General features: G+C 66.8%; 27 protein-coding genes, 1 tRNA gene and 1 pseudogene. 17 read left to right on the forward strand and 12 right to left on the reverse strand.

Going from position 1 to position 25,893, the window contains the following annotated elements:
• Window positions 1-3 precede the first annotated feature (3 nt).
• The 9 genes from HF877_RS19925 (at window position 4) to HF877_RS19965 (ending at window position 9,248) form a co-directional block, all read left to right on the forward strand.
• Window positions 4-1,344: an NAD(P)/FAD-dependent oxidoreductase gene (locus tag HF877_RS19925; protein WP_169622964.1), complete on the forward strand. Its 1,341-nt coding sequence runs from the start codon at window positions 4-6 to the stop codon at window positions 1,342-1,344.
• Between the two features lie 286 nt (window positions 1,345-1,630).
• Window positions 1,631-2,029, forward strand: coding sequence for a holo-ACP synthase (locus HF877_RS19930; protein ID WP_169622965.1), 399 nt, complete (start codon window positions 1,631-1,633; stop codon window positions 2,027-2,029).
• On the forward strand, window positions 2,026-2,268 hold the full coding sequence (locus tag HF877_RS19935) for an acyl carrier protein (protein WP_169622941.1): 243 nt from the start codon (window positions 2,026-2,028) through the stop codon (window positions 2,266-2,268). The genes HF877_RS19930 and HF877_RS19935 overlap by 4 nt, the downstream gene beginning before the upstream one ends.
• The gene (locus HF877_RS19940; protein WP_169622942.1) at window positions 2,265-3,464 is read left to right on the forward strand and encodes an acyl-CoA dehydrogenase family protein; all 1,200 of its coding nucleotides are present in this window, start codon (window positions 2,265-2,267) and stop codon (window positions 3,462-3,464) included. The genes HF877_RS19935 and HF877_RS19940 overlap by 4 nt, the downstream gene beginning before the upstream one ends.
• Entirely contained in the window at window positions 3,461-4,402 is a 942-nt protein-coding gene (locus HF877_RS19945; RefSeq protein ID WP_169622943.1) for an amino acid--[acyl-carrier-protein] ligase, read from the forward strand. Before HF877_RS19940 ends, HF877_RS19945 begins: the two co-directional genes overlap by 4 nt.
• Entirely contained in the window at window positions 4,399-5,358 is a 960-nt protein-coding gene (locus tag HF877_RS19950; RefSeq protein ID WP_169622944.1) for a DUF1839 family protein, read from the forward strand. Before HF877_RS19945 ends, HF877_RS19950 begins: the two co-directional genes overlap by 4 nt.
• A gap of 15 nt (window positions 5,359-5,373) precedes the next feature.
• Window positions 5,374-7,842, forward strand: a complete 2,469-nt coding sequence (locus HF877_RS19955; RefSeq protein ID WP_169622945.1) for a glycoside hydrolase family 2 protein — start codon at window positions 5,374-5,376, stop codon at window positions 7,840-7,842.
• Between the two features lie 174 nt (window positions 7,843-8,016).
• Window positions 8,017-8,178 (forward strand): hypothetical protein, encoded by a 162-nt coding sequence (locus HF877_RS19960; RefSeq protein WP_169622913.1) that lies wholly within the window; start codon window positions 8,017-8,019, stop codon window positions 8,176-8,178.
• A gap of 32 nt (window positions 8,179-8,210) precedes the next feature.
• On the forward strand, window positions 8,211-9,248 hold the full coding sequence (locus HF877_RS19965) for an NADP-dependent oxidoreductase (RefSeq protein WP_169622946.1): 1,038 nt from the start codon (window positions 8,211-8,213) through the stop codon (window positions 9,246-9,248).
• A 6-nt stretch (window positions 9,249-9,254) separates the two neighbouring features.
• On the opposite strand, the gene HF877_RS19970 is transcribed toward HF877_RS19965, so the two are convergent.
• Genes HF877_RS19970 through HF877_RS19985 form a run of 4 tightly spaced genes read right to left on the reverse strand, consistent with a single transcriptional unit; the run spans window position 9,255 to window position 11,889 of the window.
• Window positions 9,255-9,671, reverse strand: coding sequence for a hypothetical protein (locus HF877_RS19970; RefSeq protein ID WP_169622947.1), 417 nt, complete (start codon window positions 9,669-9,671; stop codon window positions 9,255-9,257).
• A 39-nt stretch (window positions 9,672-9,710) separates the two neighbouring features.
• Window positions 9,711-10,922 carry an acetyl-CoA C-acetyltransferase gene (locus tag HF877_RS19975; protein ID WP_169622948.1) on the reverse strand — a complete coding sequence of 404 codons (1,212 nt, stop codon included), beginning with the start codon at window positions 10,920-10,922 and terminating at the stop codon, window positions 9,711-9,713.
• Window positions 10,923-10,942: 20 nt separating this feature from the next.
• Entirely contained in the window at window positions 10,943-11,752 is an 810-nt protein-coding gene (locus HF877_RS19980; protein WP_346765252.1) for an IclR family transcriptional regulator, read from the reverse strand.
• Complete coding sequence (locus tag HF877_RS19985) at window positions 11,749-11,889, reverse strand: hypothetical protein (protein ID WP_169622949.1); 141 nt, start codon at window positions 11,887-11,889, stop codon at window positions 11,749-11,751. Before HF877_RS19985 ends, HF877_RS19980 begins: the two co-directional genes overlap by 4 nt.
• 179 nt (window positions 11,890-12,068) lie before the next feature.
• Between HF877_RS19985 and HF877_RS19990 the strand changes: the two genes are divergently transcribed.
• From HF877_RS19990 to HF877_RS20000, 3 genes are all read left to right on the forward strand, one after another.
• Window positions 12,069-12,815 carry a CoA transferase subunit A gene (locus HF877_RS19990; RefSeq protein ID WP_169622950.1) on the forward strand — a complete coding sequence of 249 codons (747 nt, stop codon included), beginning with the start codon at window positions 12,069-12,071 and terminating at the stop codon, window positions 12,813-12,815.
• Entirely contained in the window at window positions 12,812-13,459 is a 648-nt protein-coding gene (locus HF877_RS19995; RefSeq protein WP_169622951.1) for a CoA transferase subunit B, read from the forward strand. Before HF877_RS19990 ends, HF877_RS19995 begins: the two co-directional genes overlap by 4 nt.
• 87 nt (window positions 13,460-13,546) lie before the next feature.
• The gene (locus tag HF877_RS20000) at window positions 13,547-15,085 is read left to right on the forward strand and encodes an FAD-binding protein (RefSeq protein WP_169622952.1); all 1,539 of its coding nucleotides are present in this window, start codon (window positions 13,547-13,549) and stop codon (window positions 15,083-15,085) included.
• On the opposite strand, the gene HF877_RS20005 is transcribed toward HF877_RS20000, so the two are convergent.
• Together HF877_RS20005 and HF877_RS20010 are read right to left on the reverse strand one after the other, a co-directional pair.
• Complete coding sequence (locus tag HF877_RS20005; protein ID WP_169622953.1) at window positions 15,074-16,270, reverse strand: AI-2E family transporter; 1,197 nt, start codon at window positions 16,268-16,270, stop codon at window positions 15,074-15,076. The genes HF877_RS20000 and HF877_RS20005 overlap by 12 nt on opposite strands.
• A 92-nt stretch (window positions 16,271-16,362) precedes the next feature.
• Window positions 16,363-16,439, reverse strand: a tRNA-Met gene (locus HF877_RS20010).
• Between the two features lie 100 nt (window positions 16,440-16,539).
• On the opposite strand from HF877_RS20010, the gene HF877_RS20015 reads away from it, so the two are divergent.
• The 3 genes from HF877_RS20015 to HF877_RS20025 are packed head-to-tail and all read left to right on the forward strand — an operon-like array spanning window position 16,540 to window position 19,423.
• Complete coding sequence (locus tag HF877_RS20015; protein WP_169622954.1) at window positions 16,540-17,298, forward strand: (Fe-S)-binding protein; 759 nt, start codon at window positions 16,540-16,542, stop codon at window positions 17,296-17,298.
• A 17-nt stretch (window positions 17,299-17,315) separates the two neighbouring features.
• Window positions 17,316-18,803, forward strand: a complete 1,488-nt coding sequence (locus HF877_RS20020) for a lactate utilization protein B (protein ID WP_169622967.1) — start codon at window positions 17,316-17,318, stop codon at window positions 18,801-18,803.
• A complete protein-coding gene (locus tag HF877_RS20025; protein WP_169622955.1) occupies window positions 18,800-19,423 on the forward strand; it encodes an LUD domain-containing protein in 624 nt (207 codons plus the stop codon). Before HF877_RS20020 ends, HF877_RS20025 begins: the two co-directional genes overlap by 4 nt.
• 10 nt (window positions 19,424-19,433) lie before the next feature.
• Here the strand turns inward: HF877_RS20025 and HF877_RS20030 are convergent, their stop codons facing one another.
• The 6 genes from HF877_RS20030 to HF877_RS20055 form a co-directional block, all read right to left on the reverse strand.
• A complete protein-coding gene (locus HF877_RS20030) occupies window positions 19,434-19,802 on the reverse strand; it encodes a hypothetical protein (protein WP_169622956.1) in 369 nt (122 codons plus the stop codon).
• Window positions 19,803-19,920: 118 nt separating this feature from the next.
• Window positions 19,921-20,541, reverse strand: coding sequence for an LON peptidase substrate-binding domain-containing protein (locus HF877_RS20035; RefSeq protein WP_169622957.1), 621 nt, complete (start codon window positions 20,539-20,541; stop codon window positions 19,921-19,923).
• A complete protein-coding gene (locus HF877_RS20040) occupies window positions 20,541-21,014 on the reverse strand; it encodes a DUF309 domain-containing protein (protein ID WP_169622958.1) in 474 nt (157 codons plus the stop codon). The genes HF877_RS20035 and HF877_RS20040 overlap by 1 nt, the downstream gene beginning before the upstream one ends.
• 51 nt (window positions 21,015-21,065) lie before the next feature.
• Window positions 21,066-21,818 carry an ESX secretion-associated protein EspG gene (locus tag HF877_RS20045; protein WP_169622959.1) on the reverse strand — a complete coding sequence of 251 codons (753 nt, stop codon included), beginning with the start codon at window positions 21,816-21,818 and terminating at the stop codon, window positions 21,066-21,068.
• Complete coding sequence (locus HF877_RS20050; RefSeq protein ID WP_169622960.1) at window positions 21,815-23,098, reverse strand: hypothetical protein; 1,284 nt, start codon at window positions 23,096-23,098, stop codon at window positions 21,815-21,817. The genes HF877_RS20045 and HF877_RS20050 overlap by 4 nt, the downstream gene beginning before the upstream one ends.
• A 134-nt stretch (window positions 23,099-23,232) precedes the next feature.
• Entirely contained in the window at window positions 23,233-23,835 is a 603-nt protein-coding gene (locus HF877_RS20055; protein ID WP_169622961.1) for a TetR/AcrR family transcriptional regulator, read from the reverse strand.
• A 112-nt stretch (window positions 23,836-23,947) separates the two neighbouring features.
• Between HF877_RS20055 and HF877_RS20060 the strand changes: the two genes are divergently transcribed.
• Together HF877_RS20060 and HF877_RS20065 are read left to right on the forward strand one after the other, a co-directional pair.
• Entirely contained in the window at window positions 23,948-25,093 is a 1,146-nt protein-coding gene (locus HF877_RS20060) for an acyl-CoA dehydrogenase family protein (RefSeq protein ID WP_169622962.1), read from the forward strand.
• A 45-nt stretch (window positions 25,094-25,138) separates the two neighbouring features.
• A pseudogene (locus tag HF877_RS20065) lies at window positions 25,139-25,893 on the forward strand (acetyl-CoA C-acyltransferase); the annotation flags it as partial.

Raw genomic sequence — 25,893 nt, forward strand, 5'->3', positions numbered from 1 at the left:
ATCATCGACCGGACAGAGGTTGTCATCGTCGGTTCCGGCTTCGGAGCACTGGCGACGGCGAAGAAACTCGCGAAGGCCGGCAAGCCGTTCGTCCTCATCTCGGAGACCACCGAGCACCTGTTCCAGCCTCTGCTCTACCAGGTGGCGACGGGTGTCATCTCGCCCGGCGAGATCGCACCGTCCGTCCGCGCGATCCTCGCGAAGTACCCGCAGGCCGATGTGCGGCTGGGCAGGGTCGTCGACGTGGATCCGGATGCCGGCACCGTCACCTATGAAGCCGGCGGCACTCGGCACACCCTCGGGTACGACCACCTCGTCGCCGCGACCGGTGCCCGCCAGGCGTACTTCGGCCGCGACGAGTTCGCCGACCTGACGTACGCGCTCAAGACCGTCGACGATGCCGAGCGGCTGCGCCGCCAGATCGTCCGCTGCTTCGAGGAAGCACACACGACCTCCGATCCGGAACACCGGAAGAATCTGCTCAGCTTCATCGTCGTCGGGGCAGGACCCACCGGCGTCGAGCTCGCCGGCCAGATCAAGGAACTCGCACAGCGCTACTTCGCGGATGCGATCCACAACATCACCGCGGACGACGTCACCGTCACGCTCGTCGAAGGTGCAGACAAGGTGCTCCCGCCGTTCGGCGGCAAGCTGAGCGAGTACTCGAAGGAATCGCTCGAAAAAGCCGGCGTCGAGGTTGTGCTCAACACCCTCGTGACCGACATCGACGAGCACGGCGCGACCCTGTCCACGCCGACCACCGAGGCATCGCGTCGTCTCACCGCCGAGACGATCATCTGGTCCGCCGGCATCCAGGCCAACGACTTCGCCGCAGTGCTCGCCGAGCGCACGCGCTGCGAGACGGTCCGCGGAGGACGGCTCGTGGTCGACGCGGACTTCACGGTGGGCAGCGCCGACAACATCTACGCCATCGGCGACATGGTCACGCTCGACAACCTGCCGGCGCAGTCGCCGTTCGCCATGCAGGGCGGCCGGCACGTCGCCAAGATGATCCTGGGCAAGATCCCGGCCGGCACGCCCTTCAAGTACAAGGACAAGGGCAGCATGGCGATCATCAACCGCTTCCGCGCCATCACGCGGGTCGGGAAGGTCGAACTCACCGGCTTCATCGCGTGGGTGCTGTGGCTGGCCGTGCACCTCGTGTACCTCGTGGGCTTCCGTAATCGCTACATCGCGGTCATGTCGTGGTGCGGGTCCTTCCTGGGCCACCGCCGCCCGCACTTCTACTACGCGCAGGAACCCACGCCGGTCGCTGCTCCTCCGGAGCCGGTGTCCGCGTCGGCGGACGAGGCGGGCACAGAACCCGTGCGCGTGTCCGCGTAGGGACTCGCTCTTCAGGACCCCGGCCGTCGTCACGGCCGGGGTCCTGACTACTTGTGAACCGGGACACATGTGGGCGCGGCGGGATTGAGTTCGCGCACGCACAGCTCTAGAGTCACGTCGAATTGCGCAAAACGGGCGTCGGGGCTCGTTGGGGGGACATGTCGGAGCGCACAGATGCCGGGCGGAACCTGATGAATTCTTCCGAAGTGGCCGTGGCCGAACCTCTTCGCCCACTGTCTGTCTCCGCACGCCGGAGGAACCCGTGAATGCCGGCCCGGCCCCGACGATGACGCCTCGCATCGGTTGCGACGTGGTGACTGTCGCCGACGTAGCCCGGAGCATCGACCTCTTCGGGGATCGGTACCTGCGACGGGTCTTCACACCGCACGAGCTCTCGGTGTGCACCGGGGCAGGCCGCGTTCAGCGACTTGCCGCACGGTTCGCGGCGAAAGAAGCCGTGATGAAAGTGCTCCGCCCGCGCGACGACGCGATTCCGTGGCGCTCCATCGAAATACGCCGTGCGCCGTGGGGCGGATGTGCCGTGCACCTGGACGGTAACGCTGCCGCGCGCGCGTCGGATGAACAGTTGACCGATTTCCAGGTCTCGCTCTCCCACGAGCCCGACTACGCCTTCGCAACCGTGGCCGCGACCCGCACAGCAGTGACAGAAAGAGAACAGGCATGACTGAACAGGCAATCCGCAAGGTGCTCGGAGAGCACGCCAAGCTGTCGGTCGACGCCACAGAACTCGATCTCACTGCGGATCTCTACGAACTGGGACTGACCTCGCACGCGAGCGTCAACGTGATGCTCGCTCTCGAAGACGCATTCGACATCGAGTTTCCCGACGAACTCCTGCGTAAGAGCACCTTTGCGAGCGTCGGTTCCATCCGCTCCGCCCTGACCGAACTGGGTGTCGGGTGAGCGTCGTCGACGCTGCGTTCGGCAGTGCGCCCACACAGTTGTCGTTGCGAGAGCGAGCCGAGATCGTCGGCCGCGACATCGCTGCGGTGTGGGCGGACGAAGTCGATCGCGAAGCCCGGTTCCCTCGTGAGGCCGTCGACGCGCTGCGCGCCCACAAACTGCTCACGTGTGCCGTTCCGGCGGCGCAGGGCGGCGAGGACGCATCGCTGAGCGACCTGTGCGAGACCGCGCGCATCCTGGGCCGTTACTGCGCTTCCACCGCGATGATCTTCGCGATGCACCAGACGCAGATCCTCTCGCTCGTGCGGCATTCGACGCCGGGTGTGGCCGCGTTCGTCGCCGACGCCGCACAGCACGACTACCTCATCGCGTCGGCGACGACCGAACTCGGCACGGGCGGCGACGTGCGCAGTAGCCTCTGCGCAGTCGAGCGCGTCGACGATTCCGTGTCCGTCGTCAAGAACGCCCCGGTCATCTCGTACGGCGAGTACGCCGACGCGGTCCTGGTGACGGCACGCCGTACCACCGACAGCCCGCCGAGCGACCAGGTTCTCGTCGTGTGCCCCCGTGACGGCGTGACTCTCGAGCCGACCGGACCGTGGAACACCCTGGGGTTGCGTGGCACCTGCAGTCCCGGATTCGTCTTGTCCGCAAAGACTTCCGCGGATCTGATCGTGGGTGCGGCGTACTCCGAGATCTCGTCACGGACCATGCTGCCCGTGTCTCACAGTGTGTGGTCGGCCGTGTGGCTGGGAATCGCAGATGCGGCCATGGAGAAGGCCCGCGCGTACGTGCGGTCGGCGGCCCGCAAGCAGCCCGGCGTCACTCCGCCCGGTGCGCTGCGTCTCGCGGAGGCGGCCGCCGCTCACCAGCAGTTCGCCGATCTCGTCTTCTCGGCCGCGGGACGTTTCGACCGGACCACGGCTGCGGAAGCAGGTTCGGCGGAGGCCGAATCGCTGACGGGGATGGGGTTCTCGCTGGCGATGAACAATCTCAAGGTCAGTGCCTCCACCGCCGTCGTCGACCTCGTGAACCGGTCGATGCTGATCTGCGGAATCGCGGGCTACCGGGAAGAGGGCCCCTATTCGCTCGGCAGGCACCTGCGTGACGCGCACGGTGCCGCGGTGATGGTCAACAACGACCGCATCATGAACAACTCTGCCCAGATGTCGATCGCATACCGAGGGACGATATGACCAGCACGGCCGTCGGGGACCGCACGGAACTCGAACGGGCACGGCTGGACTTCCAACAGCAGTTGCTCGCCGCGGGACTGCTCGTCGACACCGCGGTTCCCGGGCTCTACGGCCGCTCCGGCGAATTCGAAGACATCGTCGACGGAATCGACCGGGTCGTGGTTGCGGCCGGCCCGGGCGCGGCGGCGACCCGCCTGCGCTTCCCTCCGGTCTTCCCGCGCACCAGTTTCGAGCGAACCGACTACATCGCCTCGTTCCCGCACCTGACCGGTGCCGTGACGACGTTCGCCGGGACCAACGCCGAACACGCGGAGTTGCTCGCTGCCCGCGCGCGCGGCGAAGCGTGGGACGCCTGGCTCGAACCGGCCGACACCGTCCTGGTCTCGGCGGCATGCCACCCCGCCTACGCGAAGTACAGCGGAACCCTGCGTGAGGGCGGCGAACTGCTCGATGTGTACGGCTACTGTTTCCGGCACGAACCGGCAATCGATCCGGCACGCATGCAGGCGTTCCGCATGCACGAATTCGTGCGTCTGGGCACCGCCGACGACGCCGCGCAGCACCGCGACACCTGGATCGGGCGCGGACTCGAGGTACTGGACTCGCTCGGCCTCGACGCCACCGCGGTGCCGGCCAACGACCCGTTCTTCGGCCGGGCCGGACGCATGCTCGCGGCGAATCAGCGCCACGAGAACCTCAAAACCGAGTTGACGGTGCGGCTCTACGGAGACCTCGACGACGGCACCGCCGTGGTGTCGTGCAACTGCCACCGCGATCACTTCGGGGACACCTTCGGCATCGTCACGCCGGACGGCGAAGTCGCACACAGTGCGTGCGTAGGTTTCGGAATGGAGCGCATCGCGCTGGCGATGCTGCGCACGCACGGCCTTGCCGTCGGCAACTGGCCGGACTCGGTGCGCAACAGGATGTTTCCGTGACCCGACGGCTCATCGACGTCCAGGTCGAGGACTACGTTCCGCATGCGATCCACGGCGCAGACCGGGTGTGGACCGAAACCAACTGCTACGTCGACCTCTGGGTCGAAGTGCTGCACTCGCTCGGACTCGACCCCGTACCGGCCGCGGCGTGTGCCTTCTCCGCGCGCTTCGACGGCAGCCAGTGGACGTTTCTGAAGTTCAAGCCCGAGGACCTGTTCTCCCTGTACGGCATCGAGGTCGCGGAGATGAACGTGTCGCGCCGGCCTATCGAACATCTCGAAGCGAACGCGGATGCAGGTCTGCTGTCGACTGTCGAGGTCGACGCCTTCTGGCTGCCCGACACGGACGGAACCGGTTACCGCCGAGAGCATTCGAAGACGACCATCGTGCCGAACCTCATCGACCGTGAAGCGGAAGTTCTCGAGTACTTCCACAACAGCGGCTACCATCGGCTCGCCGCAGACGACTTCCGCGGTGTGTTCGGGCTCGACGATCCGATTTCCACCTGGCCGCCCTACATCGAGCAGGTGCGACTCGGTGTCTCGCTTCCGGAATGCGACGCCTTCGACGCTGTCGTGCGCCGCCACCTCCGCCATCGGTCCGTTGCCAACCCGGTGCGCGCGCTCGCCGAGCGCGTCCTCGACGACGTCGACCAGTTGAGCTCGGGCGGGATGGAACTGTTCCACCGGTGGACCTTCGGTGTGCTGCGTCAGTGCGGGGCGAGCGCCGAACTCGCAGCCGACATATGTGAATACATGGAGGACCACGGCTATCCGGGCACAGCAACCGCCGCGCCGGGATTCCGGTCGGTCTCCGAGGGAGCGAAGAGCGTGCAGTTCCGCATGGCCCGTGCCGCCCGCGGACGGACTGTCGATCCCGCCGAACAACTCGGCCTGATGGCGGATGCCTGGGATGCCTCGATCACGACGGCCGCGCGCGCTGCCGGATCTCGCTAGGAACAGCACTCGAGCATGGATCTCCTTGCCCAAGCTCAGTGGGTATGCACCGCTGTGGAGCCAGGTTCCGTCGGCCACCCCGACGAACTCGACGCGCTCGACCAGTGGCTACCGGTATCCGTCCCGGGCACCGCGGCGGGAGCCATCCGCGACGCGAACGGGGTGGACGCGGCACGACAGGCGCAGACCGACGCGAGCGACTGGTGGTTCGTCACCGACGTGCCCGCGCGCGGACGCGGGCCGTGGCGCCTGTCCTTCGACGGCCTCGCCACCCAGGCAGAGATCTGGGTGGGATCGCAGCGTGTCGCGGTATCGGAGTCGATGTTCGTCCCGCTCGTCGTGGTCCTCGACGAACTGCCTCGCTCGGCTCGAATCGCCCTCCGCTTCCCGTCTCTCGCCGCGGCACTGAAGACACGGCGGCCCCGTGGCCGGTGGCGCTCGTCGTTGATCTCCGCCCAGGGTCTTCGCTGGTTCCGCACGACACTCCTCGGCCGCGCACCCGTATTCGGTGGGGTGCCCGCTCCGGTCGGGCCCTGGCGGCCGGTCCGACTCCTCGACGGCACCGACCCCGTGACAATCTCCCGTCGCGTCCACACGCATCTGGACGGGAGCGACGGCGTGGTGGAGATCGAAGTCGTGCTCGCCGGACCCGCGGTGACATCGGCCCTCGTCACGGTGGATGAGCAGGAAGCCCGCGCGGAAATCGTCTCCCGACAGGACGGTTCGCAACTCGTTCGTGCTCGCGCCGTGGTACCGAAGGCACGCTTGTGGTGGCCGCATACCCACGGGCAACCGGCCGGGTACAGCGTCGACCTGCACCTCGACGGAAAGGCCCTTCACCTCGGTTCGGCTGGCTTCCGCTCCGTCACGGCAGACTACGACGACAACCGATTCGCGCTGCAGGTCAACGGGATCGACGTGTTCTGTCGCGGCATCGTGTGGACACCCTCCGATCCGATCGGGCTGAACACACCGCGGGAGGCACGGCGAGTGCTCGAGCGGTGCGTCGATGCCGGCATCAACATGATCCGGATCCCCGGGACCACTGTGTACGAACGCGACGACTTCTATTCGGACTGTGCAGAACTGGGAATCATGGTGTGGCAGGACGTCATGCTGGCCACGACCGACCCGCCCGACGACGTAGGGTTCCGCACGTTGCTCGAGGAAGAGTTGCGGTCGTTCGCGCTGAGGCACTCGGGCAACCCCGCACTCGTCGTGCTGTGCGGTGGGAGCGAAACGGAGCAGCAACCGGCCATGCTCGGAGTGCAGCGCCCGGTCATCCCCGCCATCGACGACGTGCTTCCGGCGATCGCGGACGCGGTCGCTCCGGGAGTCGTCTGGGTGTCGTCGTCACCCTCCGCGCCTCCGGGCTCGGACGCACTGCCGATCGATGTGAGTTCCGGTGTGGCGCATTACTTCGGGGTCGGAGGTTATCGTCGGCCACTCTCCGATGTGCGTGCGGCAGGCGTGCGGTTCGCCGCCGAATGTCTCGCCTTCTCGATTCCTCCCGGAAACGACGCTGTCGAGGCGGCATTCGGCAGTGTGGCCGTCGCGGGTCACCACCCGGCGTGGAAGGCCGCAGTTCCGCGCGACAACGGGGCGTCGTGGGACTTCGAGGATGTGCGGGATCACTACGTGCGCAGTGTATTCGGCACTGATCCCGCAGCCGAGCGTTGGTCCGACCCCGAACGCTACCTCGATCTCGGCCGTGCCGCCGTATGCGAAGCCTTCACCGAAGTCCTCCAGCACTGGCGTCGGCCGGACTCCGGTTGCCGGGGTGCTCTGGTGCTGGCGGCCCGGGATCTGGAACCGGGTGCCGGATGGGGTGTTCTCGACCATGCGGGTGTCCCGAAAGCTCCATGGTTCGTCCTACGCCGCGTGTTCGCGCCTGTCGCAGCGCTTCTCGTCGACGACGGGCTGGACGGGTTACGGATCCTGGTGTTCAACGACACCGACCGTCCGCTCGATGCCACCCTGCACCTCCGTTCCCACACCGCCGCAGGTGTCGTCTCGACCGACATCACAGTGCCGCTGACGCTCGCTGCCCACGACGCGCGCACTCTGTCGTGGAACGTAGTCACCGGAGGTTTCGCGGACGTGAACCACGCATATCGTTTCGGGACAAAAGCATTCGATGCTGCTTCCGTCCGGTTGGTCGACACGTCCGGCGTCGTGCTCGCCGAGAATGTCCATCTCATCGGGGGCGCCGCCCGTCCCGTCGAGCGCAGCATCGGCCTGAGGGCGACCGCGCACCGATCCGCGAACGGGTGGTCGGTCACGGTGGACACCGACGGCGCTGCTCAATACGTGCGGCTGAACGTGGCCGGGTTCGACGCAACCGATTCGTGGTTTCATCTGCCCCCCGGTGGTTCTCGCACGGTTCCCCTGCGACCGGCCGGTCTCGCGGATCGGCCGACAGGCCGAGTGGCAGCACTCAATTCGGCGGTGACCGCTCCCATACGCGCAGGTGACGGCAGGTAGGTGCTCGTCCGGGGCGGTGGCACCGGAGGCGACACGAGAACGCCGCGGAAACCCGCGCGTGCGTTGCGCCCGTCGAAGGGGTATATGTATTCGCAAGGGGGGTCGCACACCCGTCGAGTCGATGCGCGACGGTGTTCGGTAGCGCCTTCCTCCCCGTTTCCGAGAGGAGTCGAAGTGTCTATTCGATCCACATCCAACATGTCGCCGGTGCGTAGGGAGCAGCCCAGGCCTGCCCGGCGGGTCGAACAGGATGGGCCCTCGTTCACCGAGGTCGTCCACTCCCGGTTGTTCTCCAACTATGTGCCGCCCCGAGGAGAAGCGCACCGGATCGTCTGAGGCCGCCGGGCGATGTGCGGCACACTGGAGTGATGAGTGCATCCACGTCAGCCCAGAGCACCCGCATCGTTCTCGCCTCGCGCCCGGACGCCACACCCACCACCGACAACTTTCGCACCGAGGTCGTGGACCTGCCGGAGGTCGGCGAGGGACAGCTCCTCGTGCGGGTCGTCTATCTGTCGCTCGATCCGTATATGCGGGGACGGATGAGTACTGCCAAGTCGTACGCCCCGCCCGTCGAACTCGGTGACGTCATGGTGGCGGGCACCGTCTGTCAGGTCGTCGAGTCCCGCGCCGCCGATATTGTCGCCGGCGACTATGTGCTGGCGGGCGCCGGATGGCAGTCGCACGCGGTGGTCGACGCCGGGGCAGTGCGGAAGCTCGATCCGGCGGCGGCCCCGATCTCGACCGCGGTCGGTGTGCTCGGGATGCCCGGATTCACAGCGTATTCCGGACTGCTGAAGATCGGGCAGCCGAAGCCCGGGGAGACGGTGGCGGTGGCAGCCGCCACGGGTCCGGTGGGATCGGCGGTGGGCCAGATCGCGAAGCTGAAGGGTGCGAGGGCAGTAGGTATCGCGGGTGGCCCCGAGAAGTGCCGCGCACTGACCGAAGAATTCGGGTTCGACGTCGCCTTGGATCATCGCGATCCCGACTTCGCGCAGAAGCTGAAGGACGCCGTCCCCGAGGGTATCGACGTGTATTTCGAGAACGTCGGCGGCGCGGTGCAGGACGCGGTGTGGCCGTTGCTCAACACCTACGCCCGAATCCCGGTGTGCGGACTGGTGGCACAGTACAACGGCGCGGTCGAGGAACGGGCAGACCGCCTGCCGAGGTTCTTCTCGTCGGTGCTGACCAAGAGCCTGACGATCCGGGGCTTCATCCAGACCGAGTTCGTCAAGGAGATGTACGGCGACTTCCTGCGCGATGCGTCGGCGTGGGTCCGCGACGGATCGTTGAAGTACCGGGAGGACATCGTCGACGGCCTGGAGAACGCACCGGCGGCGTTCATCGGGATGCTCGAGGGCAAGAACTTCGGAAAGATGCTGGTGCGCGTGGCACCCGAAGAGTAAGCGGGGTCAGCGGCGCGGCGTGCCGGTGCTCCAGAGCGCCCAGAGGATGAGCACCGGCTGGAAGAACAGTCTCACCAGGCGCTTCCGGTCGGTGTCGAGCCCGAACGCGCTGCGCCGCCCGCGGTACTGCGCAAGATTTCCCGGAAAGACCGCCGCGAAGAACAAGGCGGCGATCCGGCCTACCCGGACCCGGTCGCGACCGAGGACGGCCAGCCCCGCGCCGAGCATGATCTCCACGCCTCCGGACGCCATGACCACCCCGTCCTTGTCCATGGGCACCCAGTCGGGCACCTGGGCCTGGAAGTCCTTACGGCCCCAGAACAGGTGACTCAGACCCGCGAAGACCAGTGCGGCGGCGAGCAGGAGTCGCGCGGCCGTACGGGGGCGTGTGGTGGGCGGTGTGTCCGTCCGAAGATCACTCATGCACCGATGCTACGGAGCGCGACCGCGCTCGTGGCCGGATCAACCGATGCGTTCGAAGACCGCTGCGAGTCCCTGCCCGCCTCCGATACACATCGTTTCCAGGCCGTAGCGGCCCTCCCGCCGGTCGAGTTCGCGCAGCAGGGTGGCCAGGATACGAGCGCCCGTCGCCCCGACCGGATGGCCGAGCGAAATACCCGATCCGTGCGGGTTCAGCCGCGGATCGTCCGGCTCGAGCCCCCACACGCGCATGACCGCCAGCGCCTGTGCGGCGAAGGCTTCGTTGAGCTCGATGACGTCCATGTCGGCGAGTGTCAGGTCGAGGCGGCCGAGCGCCTTCTCCGTGGCAGGGACCGGGCCGATTCCCATCGTCCGTGGCGGGACACCGGCGACGGCCCAGCTGGCGAGCCGCGCGAGCGGACGCAGTCCGAGCTTCGATGCCTTCTCCGCGGTGGTGACCACCGCGAGCGCGGCACCGTCGTTCTGGCCGCTGGCATTACCGGCGGTCACCGTGGCATCCGGATCGATCCTGCCGCGGATCGGGCGCAGCTTCGCGAGTCCCTCGAGGGTCGTGTCCGCGCGCGGATGCTCGTCGGTGTCGACGGTGATCGGATCGCCCTTGCGCTGGGGAACGCGCACCGGGACGATTTCCTCCGCGAAGATTCCGTTCTTCTGTGCGGCAACCGCGCGGTGGTGCGACTGCACGGCAAGCGCGTCCTGGTTCTCGCGACTGAGAGAGAATTCGGCGCGCAGGTTCTCGGCGGTCTCGATCATGCCGCCGGGCACGGGGAAATCGCGACCGCCGGCGGTCACGCGGGCACGCGCGAGCCGGTCGTTGAGGGCGACTGCCTCTCCCTTCACGCCCCAGCGCATTCCGGTCGCGTAGAACTCGGCCTGGCTCATCGACTCCGCGCCGCCCGCCAGGACGAGGTCGCTGCCGCCGGACTGCACCTGCATCACGGCCTGGAGCACCGCCTGGAGCCCGGAGCCGCAACGACGGTCGACCTGAAGGCCGGGAACATCGACACCCAGGCCGGAATTCAGCGCGGCGATACGGCCGATGGCAGGGTTCTCACCGCTGGGGGAGGCTTGGCCGACAATCACGTCGTCCACGTCCGATCCCGTGATCCCGGTGCGAGCCACGAGTTCCCGGATCACGGTCGCGGCAAGGTCTTCGGGTGCGATGTCCTTCAGGACGCCACCGAATCGGCCGACCGGGGTGCGGAGGGGTTCACAGATCACTACGTCGTTCATGGGTTCCTCGGGGTGGTGTCTCAGTTGGTGCGGGTGCGGACGAGATCGTGGGAGATTGCTTCTGCGGTCGAGATCAGGGAGGGGACGAGAACGTCGTGGACGGTGTCGTCCGGGTATCGCCCGGCGTGGGTGGAGATGTTCATCGACGCCACCACCGCACCGGATTCGTCGCGGATGGGTGCGGCAAGGGAGCGCAGGCCCTCTTCCAGTTCTTGGTCGACGATCGCGTACCCGTCTCTGCGCACCTTCTCGATTTCGGTTCGCAGGTCGTCGACGGTGGTGAGCGTACGAGACGTCATCGGGGTGAGTTCGGCTCGCGTGAGGTACTTTTCGAGCTCGGAAGGCGACAAGCCCGCGAGGAGTGCCCGTCCCATGGATGTCGCGTGTGCGGGAAACCTGGTTCCCAAGGTGATGGACACCGTCATGATGCGGCGGACGGGCACGCGCGCGATGTAGACGACGTCGTCGCCGTCGAGCACCGACACCGAGGTCGACTCGTGGACTTTCTCGGCAAGCATTTCGAGATGGGGCCGTGCGACATCCGGCAGGGACAGTGCCGACAGGTAGCTGTAGCCGAGTTCGAGCACGCGGGGTGTGAGCCAGAACTGTGAACCGTCGGTACGCACGTAGCCGAGTTCGACCAGTGTCAGCAGAAACCGGCGCGCGGTGGCGCGCGTGAGGCCGGTCGCCCGTGCAATGTCCGAGAGGGTCTGTCTGGGGTGGTCGGCCCCGAACGCTGTGATCACCGAGAGTCCACGCGCGAGCGATTGGACGTAATCGGTCGACGCGACGGAACCTTCGCGCGGGTCGTTCAGGTCGGAGGTGCTCACGAGGCGGCGCCTTTCGAGGAGGAGTCGAGGAACGACTGTCGCGCGGGAGATCCACCGCTGCGGATTTCTGTGCTGACGTGGACCGTCCTGCCGTGCTCTGTGCGCGCGATGTGCTCGACATGCAGCGGGACGGTCATCGGTGGTCTCCTGCGGGTCGCTGCGGGCAAGCGGGTCGGTTCGTGTTCGCTATGTGGACGATCGAACGCTATGCGAACAGCGTAGATCCGCCGGAGCGCGCCTCGCAAGGCGCCGCGGAGAGTGTTCACAATGCGAACGCCGGTTCACATTACGCACAATCGGGTCTATTCTGGGATACATGGACAAAGTTGTTGCCTCAGCCGACGAGGCCGTAGCCGACATCCCCGACGGCGTGACCATCGCTGTGGGCGGGTTCGGCCTGGTCGGAATCCCCGAGATACTCATCACCGCGCTCCTGGAACAGGGCGCCACCGATCTCGAGACCGTGAGCAACAACTGCGGCACCGACGGGTTCGGTCTCGGGCTGCTCCTCGAGAAGGGCCGCATCCGGCGCACGATCTCGTCCTATGTCGGCTCCAACAAGGAGTTCGCCCGTCAGTACCTGTCCGGCGAACTCGAAGTGGAGTTGACGCCCCAGGGCACGCTCGCGGAACGGCTACGTGCCGGAGGCGCCGGAATCCCCGCATTCTTCACCCCGGCCGGTGTCGGTACCGCCGTCGAAGAGGGCGGCCTGCCGCTGCGCTACGACGGACACGGTCACATCGCCGCCGCGTCGGAGCCGAAGGAAACCCGCGAATTCGATGGGAAGACCTACGTACTCGAGCGCGGCATCACCGCTGATTACGCTCTCGTCCACGCGTGGAAGGGCGACCGCCACGGCAATCTGGTCTACCGCGCCAGCGCCCGAAACTTCAATCCGCCCGCCGCGGCCTCCGGCCGCATCACCATCGCGCAGGTCGAGCACCTCGTGGAGCCGGGCGAACTCGACCCCAACGAAATCCACACACCAGGCATCCACGTTCAGCGTGTGGTGCACGTCGGCCCGGTCGAGGTCGGCATCGAGAATCGGACGGTGCGAGCATGACCCAGGCAGATATCCGCAGGCTCACCCGTCAGGAGATGGCGGCCCGTGTGGCACGGGAACTGTCCGACGGTCAGTACGTCAATCTCGGTATCGGCATGCCCACGCTGGTGCCGAACTACCTCGATCCCGATATCGAGGTCATCCTGCACTCGGAGAACGGCGTGCTCGGCGTCGGCCCGTACCCGACCGAAGAAGAACTCGACCCGGAACTCATCAACGCCGGCAAGGAAACCATCACGGCTGTTCCCGGTGCGTCGTACTTCGACTCCGCGGCCTCCTTCGGAATGATCCGCGGTGGCCGGATCGACGTCGCGGTTCTCGGGGCCATGCAGGTCTCGGCGAAGGGTGACATCGCGAACTGGATGGTGCCCGGCGCGATGGTCAAGGGGATGGGCGGCGCGATGGACCTGGTCCACGGCGCCAAGCGCGTCATCGTCATGATGGAGCACGTCACCAAGAAGGGCGACCCGAAGATTCTCGAGGAGTGCACTCTGCCCCTCACCGGGCGGCATTGCGTCCAGCGCATCATCACCGACATGGCCGTCATCGATGTCACCGACGCGGGTCTGGTGCTCGTCGACACCGCTCCCGGAGTGACCGTGGACGACGTGCTCGCCGCCACCGCCGCGCCTCTCGCCGTCTAGGGTCTCCCGCCCGGTGGGACACGACGCTCCCGCCCCCGCGTGCCGGACGGTTAGCATCTGCCGACGCCGGACCGACGGAGGAACGCAATGGTGGACTGGGCCGAGGAATGCGACGTACTCGTGGTCGGATCGGGAGCGGGCGGGTGCTGCGGCGCGTACACCGCTGCCCGGGAAGGTCTTTCGGTGATACTCATCGAGGCCTCCGAGCACTTCGGTGGGACCGCTGCGTATTCCGGTGGCGGGGGAATGTGGTTCCCCACCAATGCCGTATTGCGGCGGGCGGGTGACACGGACACCCTCGACGACGCCCGTACCTATTTCCGTTCCGTGGTCGGAGACCGCACCCCCCGCGACCTGCAGGACACGTTCGTCACCAGTGGCGCGCCCCTCATCGACTACCTCGAAGCGGACGACAACTTCGAGTTCCAGGTGCTGCCGTGGCCCGATTACTTCGGCAAGGCACCCAACGCCAGCGCCACCGGCCGGCACATCTGCGCCGCGCCGCTGCGGGTGCGTGACGACCTCGAACTCAACGAATCCATCCGCGGCCCCCTCGGTCGCGAACGCGCCGGCGAGCGCCTCCGCAGCACCCTCATCGGAGGACGGGCGCTGGTCGGCCGTTTCCTCGTCGCCCTTCGGCAATACCCGAACGCCGACACCCATCTCGACACCGCCCTCGAAGATCTCGTGGTCGAGAACGGTGGCGTGGTCGGAGCGATCGTCTCGCACGGAGGTGAGCGACGTGCCATCCGCGCACGGCGGGGTGTGGTCCTCGCTGCCGGTGGATTCGAGCGCAACGACGACATGCGGGCCGAATTCGGAGTCCCGGGCCACTCACGCGATTCGATGGGGCCGTGGTCCAACCTCGGCAAGGGGCACCGCGCGGGAATCGCGGCGGGCGCGGATGTCGATCTCATGGACGAGGCATGGTGGTCGCCCGGACTGACGCACCCCGACGGCCGCTCGGCGTTCGCGCTCTGGTTTACCGGTGGAGTGTTCGTCGACGACCGGGGTGAGCGTTTCGTCAACGAATCCGCACCGTACGACCGGATCGGGCATGCCGCCCTCGCACATGCGGAGAGCGGAAAGCTGACCATGCCGTTCTGGATGATCTACGACGACAAAGACGGTCTCGCACCACCCGTCCAGGCCACCAACGTGCCGGTCGCGGAGGCGGAGCAGTACGTCGAGGCCGGTCTGTGGAAGACCGCGGACACGCTCGAGGAACTCGCCGACATGATCGGTGTTCCCGCCGACGTGCTGGCCGCGACGGTCGAACGATTCAACGCCTTCGCGGCGGCCGGCGTCGACGAGGATTTCGGCAGGGGGGACGAACCCTACGATCGCGCGTTCTCGGGTGGCGAGTCGCCTCTCGTGCCGGTGGACACGCCGCCGTTCCACGCAGCGGCGTTCGGACTGTCCGATCTCGGTACCAAGGGAGGGTTGCGCACCGATACCTGTGCCCGTGTGCTCGACACCTCCGGAGCACCGATACCCGGGCTGTATGCGGCCGGTAACACCATGGCGGCGGTCAGCGGAACCGTGTATCCCGGCGGCGGAAACCCCATCGGGGCGAGCATGGTGTTCGCGCACCTCGCGGCACGTGACCTGGCTTCACGCACCTGATCCTTCGTCCGGTGCCCTCGTGTCTCCGGCGTCTCCGGTGTCGCGGTTCGCGTCCGGCGCATCGGGCCCGGGTGAACCGGCGATTTCGGGCACGAGTTCGTAACGCCGGCCGAAGGTTTCGATCAGCGATTGGATCACCGCGATGACCGGCACCGAGACGAGCGCGCCGATGGCACCGAACAGTGACGCACCGATGATCACCGCGCCGAAGGCCACGGCGGGATGGATGGCCACGGTGCGCGCGGTGACGCGCGGATGCAGCACGTAGTTCTCGATCTGCTGGTAGAGCGTGCCGAAAACCACGACCCACACGGCGTTGATCGGATGCGTCGTTGCCGCGATGATCGCGGGCAAGGCGATCGCCAGGTAGGTGCCCAGTGTCGGGACGAACTGGGAGACGACGCCCGTCCACAGGGCCAGGGGCAGCCAGTAGGGCACATCCAGCGCGACCAGGAACACGCCGGTCGCCACGGTGCTGAAGGCCGCGAGAATGAGGCGGGAGACGACGTAACCGCCGGCCTTGTCCACCGAGATCTCCCAGACGGTCGAAATCACTCGTTGCTGCTGAGCCGGAAACCAACTCGCCACCGTGCGCCGCAGAGCAGGGCCCTCCGCCGACATGTAGAACGCGAAGAGCAGCATCGTCAGCAACTGGAACGCGACTTCGAAGAGCGAAGTCACCACACCGAGCACACCCGGAGTGAACCGGGCGGCGAGTTCGCGCACCGTGTCGGGCGTGATGCGGAGATCATCCGAATCGACCGAAAAGTTGGTGTCGAACGTGCGGTTCGCCCACTGGGTGACCGAGGACAACGCGTCCGGCAACGCGGTGACGAGCTGGGAGAGCTGCTCGGCGAGCAACGCGCCGAACAGCGACAGGAACCCGACCACCAGGAGGACCAGCCCGAACAGCACGAGTCCCGCTGCGGCCCCCCGTCGCATCCCGAAGCGTTCCATCCGGTCCACGACGGGCTCGACGGTGATGCTGAAGAGCCACGCGAGGAACATCAGCCCGAGGAAGCCTTTGAGATTGTGGAACAGCCACCCGGACATCTGGTACGCGGCGATCGCGAACAGGACGTAGAGGATCACGGGGCGGAACCAGCGGGGAAGCCCGGAGCGCTCGACGCGCCGGGCACCACCCCGCGGCGCCCTCGTCGGTTCCGGGCTGTCTACGTCGTCCATGTCGCCCCCGCGGCCGCTACTGATGCAGGCACAGCGAATCTACCGTGGGGAAAGCAAAACCGGCCCGGACTCGTGAGAGTCCGGGCCGGTGGTGGTAGCGGGGACAGGATTTGAACCTGCGACCTCTGGGTTATGAGCCCAGCGAGCTACCGAGCTGCTCCACCCCGCGTTGCCTGACCAACGATACACGACTTTCGGAGACGATTTCACCAGGGTTCCCGCCGCCGGTGATAGTGTGGGACGGACCACAGATTGATGCGGAGAACTCGATGCGGATCGCGCTGTTCGGCACATGTCTCGGCGACACCCTCTTCCCGTCCGCGCTCGAGGCCACCGCTGTCCTGCTCACGAGACTCGGACACGAGGTGGTGTTCCCGCCCGGGCAGACCTGCTGCGGCCAGATGCACATCAACACCGGATACCAGCCGGACGCGCTGCCGCTCGTGGAGAACTTCGCGGAGGAGTTCGGCGACACCGCGATCGACGCGGTCGTGGTGCCGTCCGGATCGTGCACAGGGTCGATCCGTCACCAGCACCACATCGTGGCCGACCGCTATGGAACCCCCGCGCTCCGCGGACGGGTGGAGGTGGTGAAGGCCAAGACGTACGAGTTGTCGGAACTGCTCGTCGACGTGCTGGGGGTGACCGACGTCGGTGCGTCGTTCCCCCATCGCGTGACTTACCACCCGACCTGCCACTCGCTGCGGATGATCAGGGTGGGCGACAAGCCGCTCCGGTTGCTGCGCCGGGTACGCGACATCGACCTCGTCGAACTTCCCGAAGCCGACGTGTGTTGCGGGTTCGGTGGAACGTTCGCGATCAAGAATGCGGAGACGTCCACCGCGATGCTCGGCGACAAGATCAGAAATGTGGCCTCGACGGGTGCCGAGGTCTGCACGGCCGGAGATTCGTCGTGCCTCATGCACATCGGCGGGGGAATGTCGCGTCTGCGGATGGGGACACGCACCCTGCATCTCGCCGAGATTCTCGCGTCCGTCCGCGAACCCGCTCCGGTGGTGGGCTCGTGACCGCGGCCTCGCTGGGGATGCCGCCGATCCCGCCGCGCGGCACCGGAAACGTGCGCGGAACCGAAACCTTCCCTGCCGCAGCACGACACGAACTCGCCGACGCGCAACTGCGGCGCAATATCGGTAAAGCGACGCACACGATCCGCGGCAAGCGACTGGCGGTCACCGAAGAATTACCGGACTGGGAAGACCTCCGGGTCGCCGGAGAGGGAATCAAGAACGACGTGCTCGCGCGACTACCCGAGTTGCTCGAGCAGTTCGAAGCAGCCGTCGTAGCACGGGGCGGTGTGGTGCATTGGGCCGCAGATGCCGACGAGGCCAATGCACTGGTGACACAACTGGTTCGGGAAGCGGGGGCGGACGAAGTCATCAAGGTGAAGTCCATGGCCACCCAGGAGATCGGTCTCAACGAACATCTCGAGTCCGAGGGCATCACCGCGCACGAGACCGACCTCGCCGAACTCATCGTCCAACTCGGCCACGACACACCGTCGCACATTCTCGTGCCCGCCATCCATCGCAACCGGTCCGAGATTCGCAGCATCTTCCTCAGCGAGATGGACGGCGTAGATCCCGATCTCGACGCGAACCCGGCACATCTCGCCGAAGCATCCCGGAAATACTTGCGGCACAAGTTCATGACGGTGCCGGTCGCGGTCTCGGGAGCGAACTTCGGCATCGCCGAAACCGGGACACTCGCGGTGGTCGAATCCGAAGGCAACGGACGAATGTGCCTGACATTGCCGCAGACCCTCATCACCGTCATGGGTATCGAGAAGCTTCTGCCCACCTACCGTGATCTCGAGGTGTTCCTCCAATTGCTCCCGCGATCGTCGACGGGGGAACGGATGAACCCGTACACCTCGATGTGGACCGGTGTCACCCCCGGGGACGGACCACAGACGTTCCACCTGATCCTGCTCGACAACGGACGCACCGCAACCCTTGCGGACACCGTCGGACGAGCGGCGCTGCGCTGCATCCGCTGCTCAGCATGCTTGAACGTGTGCCCGGTGTACGAACGCACCGGCGGTCACGCCTACGGGTCGACGTATCCCGGCCCGATCGGTGCGGTGCTCACCCCGCAACTGGCCGGCATGGACGAACCCCACGACCCCAATGCCACCCTGCCGTTCGCGTCGAGCCTGTGCGGCGCCTGTTTCGACGCCTGCCCGGTCCGAATCGACATTCCGTCCCTGCTGGTCGAATTGCGGCACCAGAAAGCCGAACACGCGCGGCCGGGCGCCGAGGCCGCGGCCATGAAGGCGGCCTCGTTCGCGATGTCTTCGGCCGCGCGATGGACCGCAGCCCAGAAGGCCGCGGGCATCGCGCGACTGCTCGCGGGACGGAAGGGTCGCATCACGACGCTGCCGTGGCCGCTGAGCGGGTGGACCGACGCCCGCGATATCGCCGCACCTCCGAAACAGACGTTCCGTCAGTGGTGGGACACCGAAGAACGCCGGGTCACCCTCGAACGGGCGAGACAATCGGGGGAACAGTCATGAGTTCGAAAGACGTTGTCATGGGGCGTATCCGAGATGCACTGATGCTGTCGGACTCTCCTCCCGGGGAGGTTGTCCGCCGCTACCGGACAGGAAGGACACTGCCCGACGACCAGCGTTACGAGATGTTCGCCGACAGGGTGCGTGACTACAAGGCGACCGTGCATCGTCACACCTCCGCGGAACTTGCGAGTGCGCTCTCCGGGATTCTCACCGAACTCGGAGTGCAGAGCCTCGGGGTGCCGCCCGGACTGGACCGGTCGTGGCTCGCGGAATTCGATGGCCGGATCGTCGTCGACTCTCCGGAAGTGCCCGCTCCCGACCTGGGGCAACTCGACGGTGTGCTCACCGGATCGGCTGTGTCGTGTGCGGAAACGGGCACCATCTTCCTCGACGGAAGCCCGGATCAGGGTAGGCGAGCACTCACGCTGGTGCCCGACCTCCACGTGTGCCTGGTGGGACTGGATACCCTCGAAGTCGGTGTGCCCGAGGCGCTGGCGAGGCTGGTGCCCGAGCGGCCCACCACACTCGTCAGCGGGCCCTCCGCGACCAGCGACATCGAACTCGAACGTGTCGAAGGGGTGCACGGTCCGCGGACACTCGTGGTGGTCGTCGTCGGCTGAGCGGCGGAGGTCAGATCCGGGCGACGAAGTTGTGCGCTTCCCGGGCGGCGTGCCGCCAGGTGTCCAAGGTGCCGGCAAGGTCGTTTCCGTCGAGTGGGAAAGCAACCCACTCCTTCATGGTCCGGCTGCCCATCGTGACGTGGTGGGCGGTTCCGGTGTCGACCGCTTCCAGAGCGCGGGAACGGGGAAGTTTGACGATCAAGCGCTGATCCCCACCGAGAAACGCGAAGATTCTGCCTCCCACGCGCAGGCCCGGGCTGCGGAACATCGTGCCCATCTCGACCGCGGGATCACTGCGATACTCGACTGCGATCTCGTCGAGGAATGCTTGTGCCCGATCAGGATCGGTTTCATAGGACAGATCGGTTTCGTCGGACACGGGCTTCTCCTGGCGATGGAGTCGACGGGACAACCGTCCGACAACCGTCCGACAACCGTACCCCGGGATCCGTGGCGCACGGCGTCGATCGCCGGACATAGTCGGCAGGTGTGGCGTGTCAGTTCTGCAGTTTCCACGATGCCAGGTCGATGGCGGTCGCGACCGATTCGGTCAGCACCTCCACGCGCTCGGCCGGGCCGGGTGTCGCGAGCACCGCATACCGATCCGCCTCACCCATGGGAATGTGACGCGCGATCGCGAACAACCGCGCGCCCGGATCGTCGGGAAGCTCCGTGGGGGACGGCAGCGGTGGAGCATTGCCGTCGGTCAGGCGGTCGAGGAGATCGTGAAGACGCTCGAGTGCCTCCATCAGCGGCGCCATGTCGACCGGCCCCGAGTCGGTATCGGGCCACGGTTCCACCTCCGCGCGCGGATACGGATCGTCCGGGAGCCAGTGATCGATGCGGATCCGTTCTTCCGCAACGCATTCCAGAACGTGCCGTCCGCCGCCGATTTCGGTGTCGAGGAGGATTCTCGCGACGGTCCCCACGTCGTTGCGCTGATCGCCGCCGCCGACCTCGTGTCCCCGTGCAATGAGCACCACGCCGAAACGCGGGCCGTCCGGCGCGGTCGAGCAGTCGCGTACGAGTTGCTGGTAACGCGGCTCGAAGACGTGGAGCGGTAGGCCGGCTCCGGGGAGTAGTGCGGTACCCAGAGGGAACATGGGGAGAATCGGCATCAGGGCATCCTCAGCATCGGGATCGGTGGTTCGTCGGTGGGGTCGCCGCGTTCGATCTCGGTCAGGAGATGAGTTGCCCACGCGGACAATCCGTCGATGTCGAGGCCGTACGGTGGTGCGTCCTCGTAGTGGCGGATACGCGACCTGCCCTGTTGTAGCAGCGAGGCGGCGCCTCGGGGGTTGCCGCGCAGCAGGTGGGTCAGGCCCACGGCGAGCTGAGCGAGACCCTGCCACAGCGGGCGTTCTTCGGGCGGAGCCTTTTTCCACATGGATTCGAACACTTCGTGGGCGTGGAACGGATGCCCCTGATCGAGCAGTCGCTGCCCTTCGGAAATGGTCTCCTCGGTGTCGAGATCGAGGTCGTCGGGGACGCGCGGGACGCCCTCTTCGCCGGGTGGCAGGGGACGGCCGAGCGCGTCACGGGGACGTGCGTTCTGCGGTCGGCCGTCGGGGGTGCGGTCCCGATCCGTCATGGCCTTCAGGGTAGACGACAGTGGACGTCGGCGGATCGCCGCAAAGGCTGGTCAGTACGGTTGCAGCGGCCGGCGGAACTGTGTTCGCGGTGCGGCGCGTGCGACGTCCAGACGCGACGACAACTCGGTGTGCAGCGCTTCGGTCGTGCCGGGAGCCACGCGCGTGTCGGCACCCTGGACGAACAGATACCGGCCGTCGTCGGCGACATCGAACCAGCCCACGTCACCCGCCCCGGTAGGACCTGTGCCGGGGGAGCGGAGAAGAAACCGGATGCTGCCGGTCGCCGTCCTGGGTCGGAGCAGGACGTCGCGAACGGCCGGTGCCGCCCCACCGCCGAGCGGGAGACGCACGGCGGTGTTGACGGGCAGATCCAGGAGCGAGCGTGTCGGCGCGGTGTGCTCCGGTATCCGGCCGGGTGGAACGGTGGGCAGCAATGCGGCGATCGACCCCGGAAGCCCGCCGATCGGCATGGTCGTGACCTCGATGTCTCCGGCGTTCACGTGCTGCCGGGCCAGAACGGCGTCCTCTCCGGCGACGGCACCCGCGAGGAACAGCGATTCGCCCGGACGGGACGAGTTCGCATAGATCTCGATCGCGATCTCACCCGCGCGCAGAATGTGGAGCGCGCGTTCGAGGACAGGGTCGTCGAGTTGTTGCCGCCATCGTTCGGCTGCGCGGAGGTCGGCGATATGTTCGTCTTCCCACCGGGCCGCGGAGCGGTACCGCAGGGGGAACGGCAGGTCGTCGTCTCCCGAGGCGGTCCACAGAGACCGAAACCGATCCGGTGTCAGGCGTCGGCTCATGTCGGGTCCGCCCCCAGCACGGGCGGCGCGGTGTCCGGTATCGAGCCGATGAGTTCGTTGCCGTGGTCGTTGGTGACGAGGTAACCGGGGACGCGGCGCTGGTCGTCGCTACCCTGCGCCGAACTCGGCGGCATCATGCCGGGATACATGCCCATCGGGCGTGCGCCACCGTTGCGTGACCCGGCCGCTGCCTGTGGTGCCGAGCGGTCGGTTCCCGCAGGTGCCGCTCCGCCGAGGGCACCGGCGCCGAGCCCCTGACCCCAGGGTGACGAGACACCGCCACCTGCGCTGCCGGCGCCGCCGGAGGCTCCGAGGCCGGCGGGAGATCCGGAGGCCCCGGAACCATACGGCTGACCGGGCAGTGGTGACGGCCCCGAGGCGCCGGCCGGTGTGGTCGTTGCCGGATCGGAGCGGGAAGCTTCGAACGGGCTTGGCTGCGCCGCATTCTCGCGCTTCGCGGAACGGTCTTCCGAATTGTCGTGGGGTCCGTCGGCCGTACGGGACGTCGCGGAATCGAGGTCTTCGCGGCGGTTCGAGCCGAACCCTCCCGCCGTCGGATCCACGCCCGCGGAATCTCGGCCGGACTCGCTCGCGGCGCCCCATTGCCGGCCACCGGCAACCTCTCCGCCGGACGCCGTGGCCGCCACAAACGGCGGCGGGAGCACCGGAACCGCCGCACCCGAATCCCGGTAGTACGGCTTGTACAGCGATTCCATCACATGCACCGACTGCACCCGGACCGCTTCCGCTTGTCGTGCGGCCTCGGCTCCGGCCACCGGATCGAGCGCGGTGAACGCCATCGGAATCCGGGCGGTGGGCGGCGGAACGGACGACTTGACCCGTTCCCCGACATCCGCGGCGATGTGCAACTTCTGGGCGACCGCCTGCGCTGCGTCGCACAGTTGCTGAGCCGATTCGCCGAAACGCTGGGTGGCTTCGGCCGCCGCCGTTGCTGCGTCTCCTTCCCAGTGCCGCGCGATCCGGTCGCGGATCATCACGGTGCCGAGCGAGACCGCAAGGCTGAAACCCTTTCCCAGCTCGGCCCATTCACCGGCCAGTGTGGTCATCGCGATAGGGCTGATGGTCTGGGCGATGCGATAGATCTCGGCATGCTCCATGCTGTGGAAGTTCTCGAAGTCGCGGATGTATTCGGGATCGAATCCCGCGTCGAGTCGCGCGGCGAGTTCGTCGTGCCGGGCCTGTCGCCTGGTGACCGACCCGGGCACACCCGAGCCGATAAGAGGTTGGAGGAGTTCTTCCAGCGGAGTGTCGTCCGACATGCAGCTACCGCCCCTGTCCGACGAATGTCAGCGCGTACGCGCGCTGTGAACCGGTGACGGCTCCTTCGCCGCCGGAACGCGACACGACTCGATGTTCCCCCACCACGACCCCCCGATCTGTTGGTGGCGAGATGCTAGCGCACCGCACCCACCAGGCGCAGTGCGAGATCGGCGTACAGGGTGCTGATGGCCTCGGGCTCGCTGTAGCGGCCGGACGGATACCACCGGCAGATGTCGACGCACAGCGACATGAGCGCGAGGGTGACGCCTTCGGCGTCGGGGACGGTGAACTCACCGGACTCGAGCCCCGCGTCGACCACGTCCCTGACGACCTGGGTCGTCTGCCGGCGCAGCCCGGTGATGATGCGGTAGTGGTCGCGGTCGAGGGCGTTCAGTTCGTACTGGATGACTCGCGCGCGCCGGTGATGTTCGGCTTGCCATCCGGCGAACCGGCCGATGACGGAGGAGAGGCGCGTGACGGCGTCGGCGCCGGGGATGTCGGCGTCCCGCGCTACCCGCAGGGCGAGGTCGTGCCCCTCGTAGGAGATGGCATAGAGAAGCTCTTCCTTCGACTTGTAGTGCGGATACATCGCGGCGGGACTCATCTCCAGCCGGGTGGCGATCTGCCGGGTGGTCGTGCCTCCGTAACCGTGTTCCGCGAACGCCTCGATTGCGGCCTCGCGGAGGCGCGCGGCTGCCTTCGAGGTGCTGATGACGCCGGTGCTCGGTGTGGTCACGGTTTACTCCAGTTCTTGCCTGCTCGTGTGGTTGACAGGCTCACCACAACGCTTCATCATAAGCGAGTGCTTAGAAAATAAGCACTCGCTTATTTCACTCTAGGAGCTTTGGATGCGACGCACCCTGTACGGTCCCGATCACGAGGCCTTCCGGGACTCGGCCCGGGAGTTCGTCAATCGGTTCGTACTGCCCCGTGCAGAGGAACTCATCGATCGCCACGAGATTCCCCGCGACATCTGGCTCGAAGCCGGTAAGGCGGGCTTCCTGGGGCTCGAGATCCCGGAGCGCTTCGGTGGCATGGAGGCCGGTGACTACCGCTTCAACGCGATCGTCGCCGAGGAATTCGCGCGTGCCAACATGGCGCTGTCGTCCTCGATGGGTATCCACTCGGACATCACGGTTCCGTACATCGTGCACCTCGGCAACGAGGAGCAGCGCGAACGCTGGCTGCCCCGTTGTGCGACAGGCGAGCTCATCTGTGCCATCGGCATGACCGAGCCCTCCGGCGGCTCCGACCTCGCCAACCTCAAGACCACGGCTGTCCGCGACGGCGACGACTGGATCCTCAACGGCGCCAAGACATTCATCACCAACGGTTACAACTGCGACCTGGTGGTCGTGGCCGCCCGCACCGACCCCACGAAGGGCGCCAAGGGCATTTCGCTGCTCGTCGTCGAGCGCGGTATGGAGGGCTTCGAGAACGGCCGCAAGCTCGACAAGGTGGGACAGCCCGAGGCCGACACCGCCGAACTGTTCTTCAAGGACGTCCGGGTTCCGGGCGCGAATCTCCTCGGCGAAGAAGGTATGGGCTTCATCTCGATGATGAAACTGCTGCCGCAGGAACGCCTCGGCTCCGCCGTCAACAACGTGCACCATGCCAAGCACATTCTCCTGGAGACTCTCGAGTACTCGAAGGAACGCAAGGCATTCGGTCAGGCCATCGGCACCATGCAGTACAACAAGTTCCTGCTCGCCGAACTGGTGACCAAGATCGAGGTCGCCGAAGCGTACGTCGACCAGGCTGTCGAGGCCCACGCCGACGGCAAGCTCACCGCGGTCGACGCGGCGAAGGCCAAGTGGTGGAGTGCGCAGACCCAGTCCGAGGTCCTCGACGCGTGTGTTCAGATCCACGGTGGGTACGGGTACATGAACGAATACCGTGTCGCGCGGGCATGGCGGGACGCCCGTGTGACGAAGATCTGGGCCGGCACCAACGAAATCATGAAGGAACTCATCGGCCGCGATCTCGGCCTGTAGTCCCGGCAGACGATTCCCGACCGACAACTCTCGAAGGAGCTTCCGATGCCCGAAGCAGTGATCGTCTCAGCAGTACGCTCGCCCATCGGGCGCGCGATGAAGGGGTCTCTCAAGACGCTCCGGCCCGACGACATGACCACGCAGATGGTCGCCGCGGCACTCGCGAAGATTCCGGACCTGGATCCGGCGGAGATCGACGACCTGATGGTCGGCTGTGGCCAGCCCGCCGGCCAGTCCGGCTTCAACATCGCCCGCGTGGTCGCCGTGCAGCTCGGCTACGACTTCCTTCCCGGCGTGACCGTCAACCGGTACTGCTCGTCGTCGCTGCAGACCACCCGCATGGCGCTTCACGCGATCAAGGCCGGCGAGGGCGACGTGTTCATCTCCGCCGGTGTGGAGTCGGTGTCGAGCTTCGTGACCGGCAACGCCGACGGCCTGCCGAACACCAAGAACCCCTTGTTCGCGGACGCAGAGGCGCGGACCGAAACTCTTGCCCAGGGCGGTACGGCCTGGACGGATCCGCGGTCCGAAGGAACACTGCCCGACGTCTACATCGCGATGGGTCAGACCGCCGAGAACGTCGCGTCCTACACGGGGATTTCCCGCGAAGACCAGGACCGGTGGGGCGTGCGCTCACACAACCGGGCCGAGGAAGCCATCAAGTCGGGGTTCTTCGAGAAGGAAATCACGCCGCTCACACTCCCCGACGGCACGGTCGTCTCGACCGACGACGGCCCGCGCGCCGGCACCACGTACGAGAAGGTCAGCCAGCTCAAGCCGGTGTTCCGTCCGGACGGCAC

The sequence above is a fragment of the Rhodococcus sp. BL-253-APC-6A1W genome (assembly GCF_012843405.1).
Taxonomy (GTDB): Bacteria; Actinomycetota; Actinomycetes; order Mycobacteriales; family Mycobacteriaceae; genus Rhodococcus.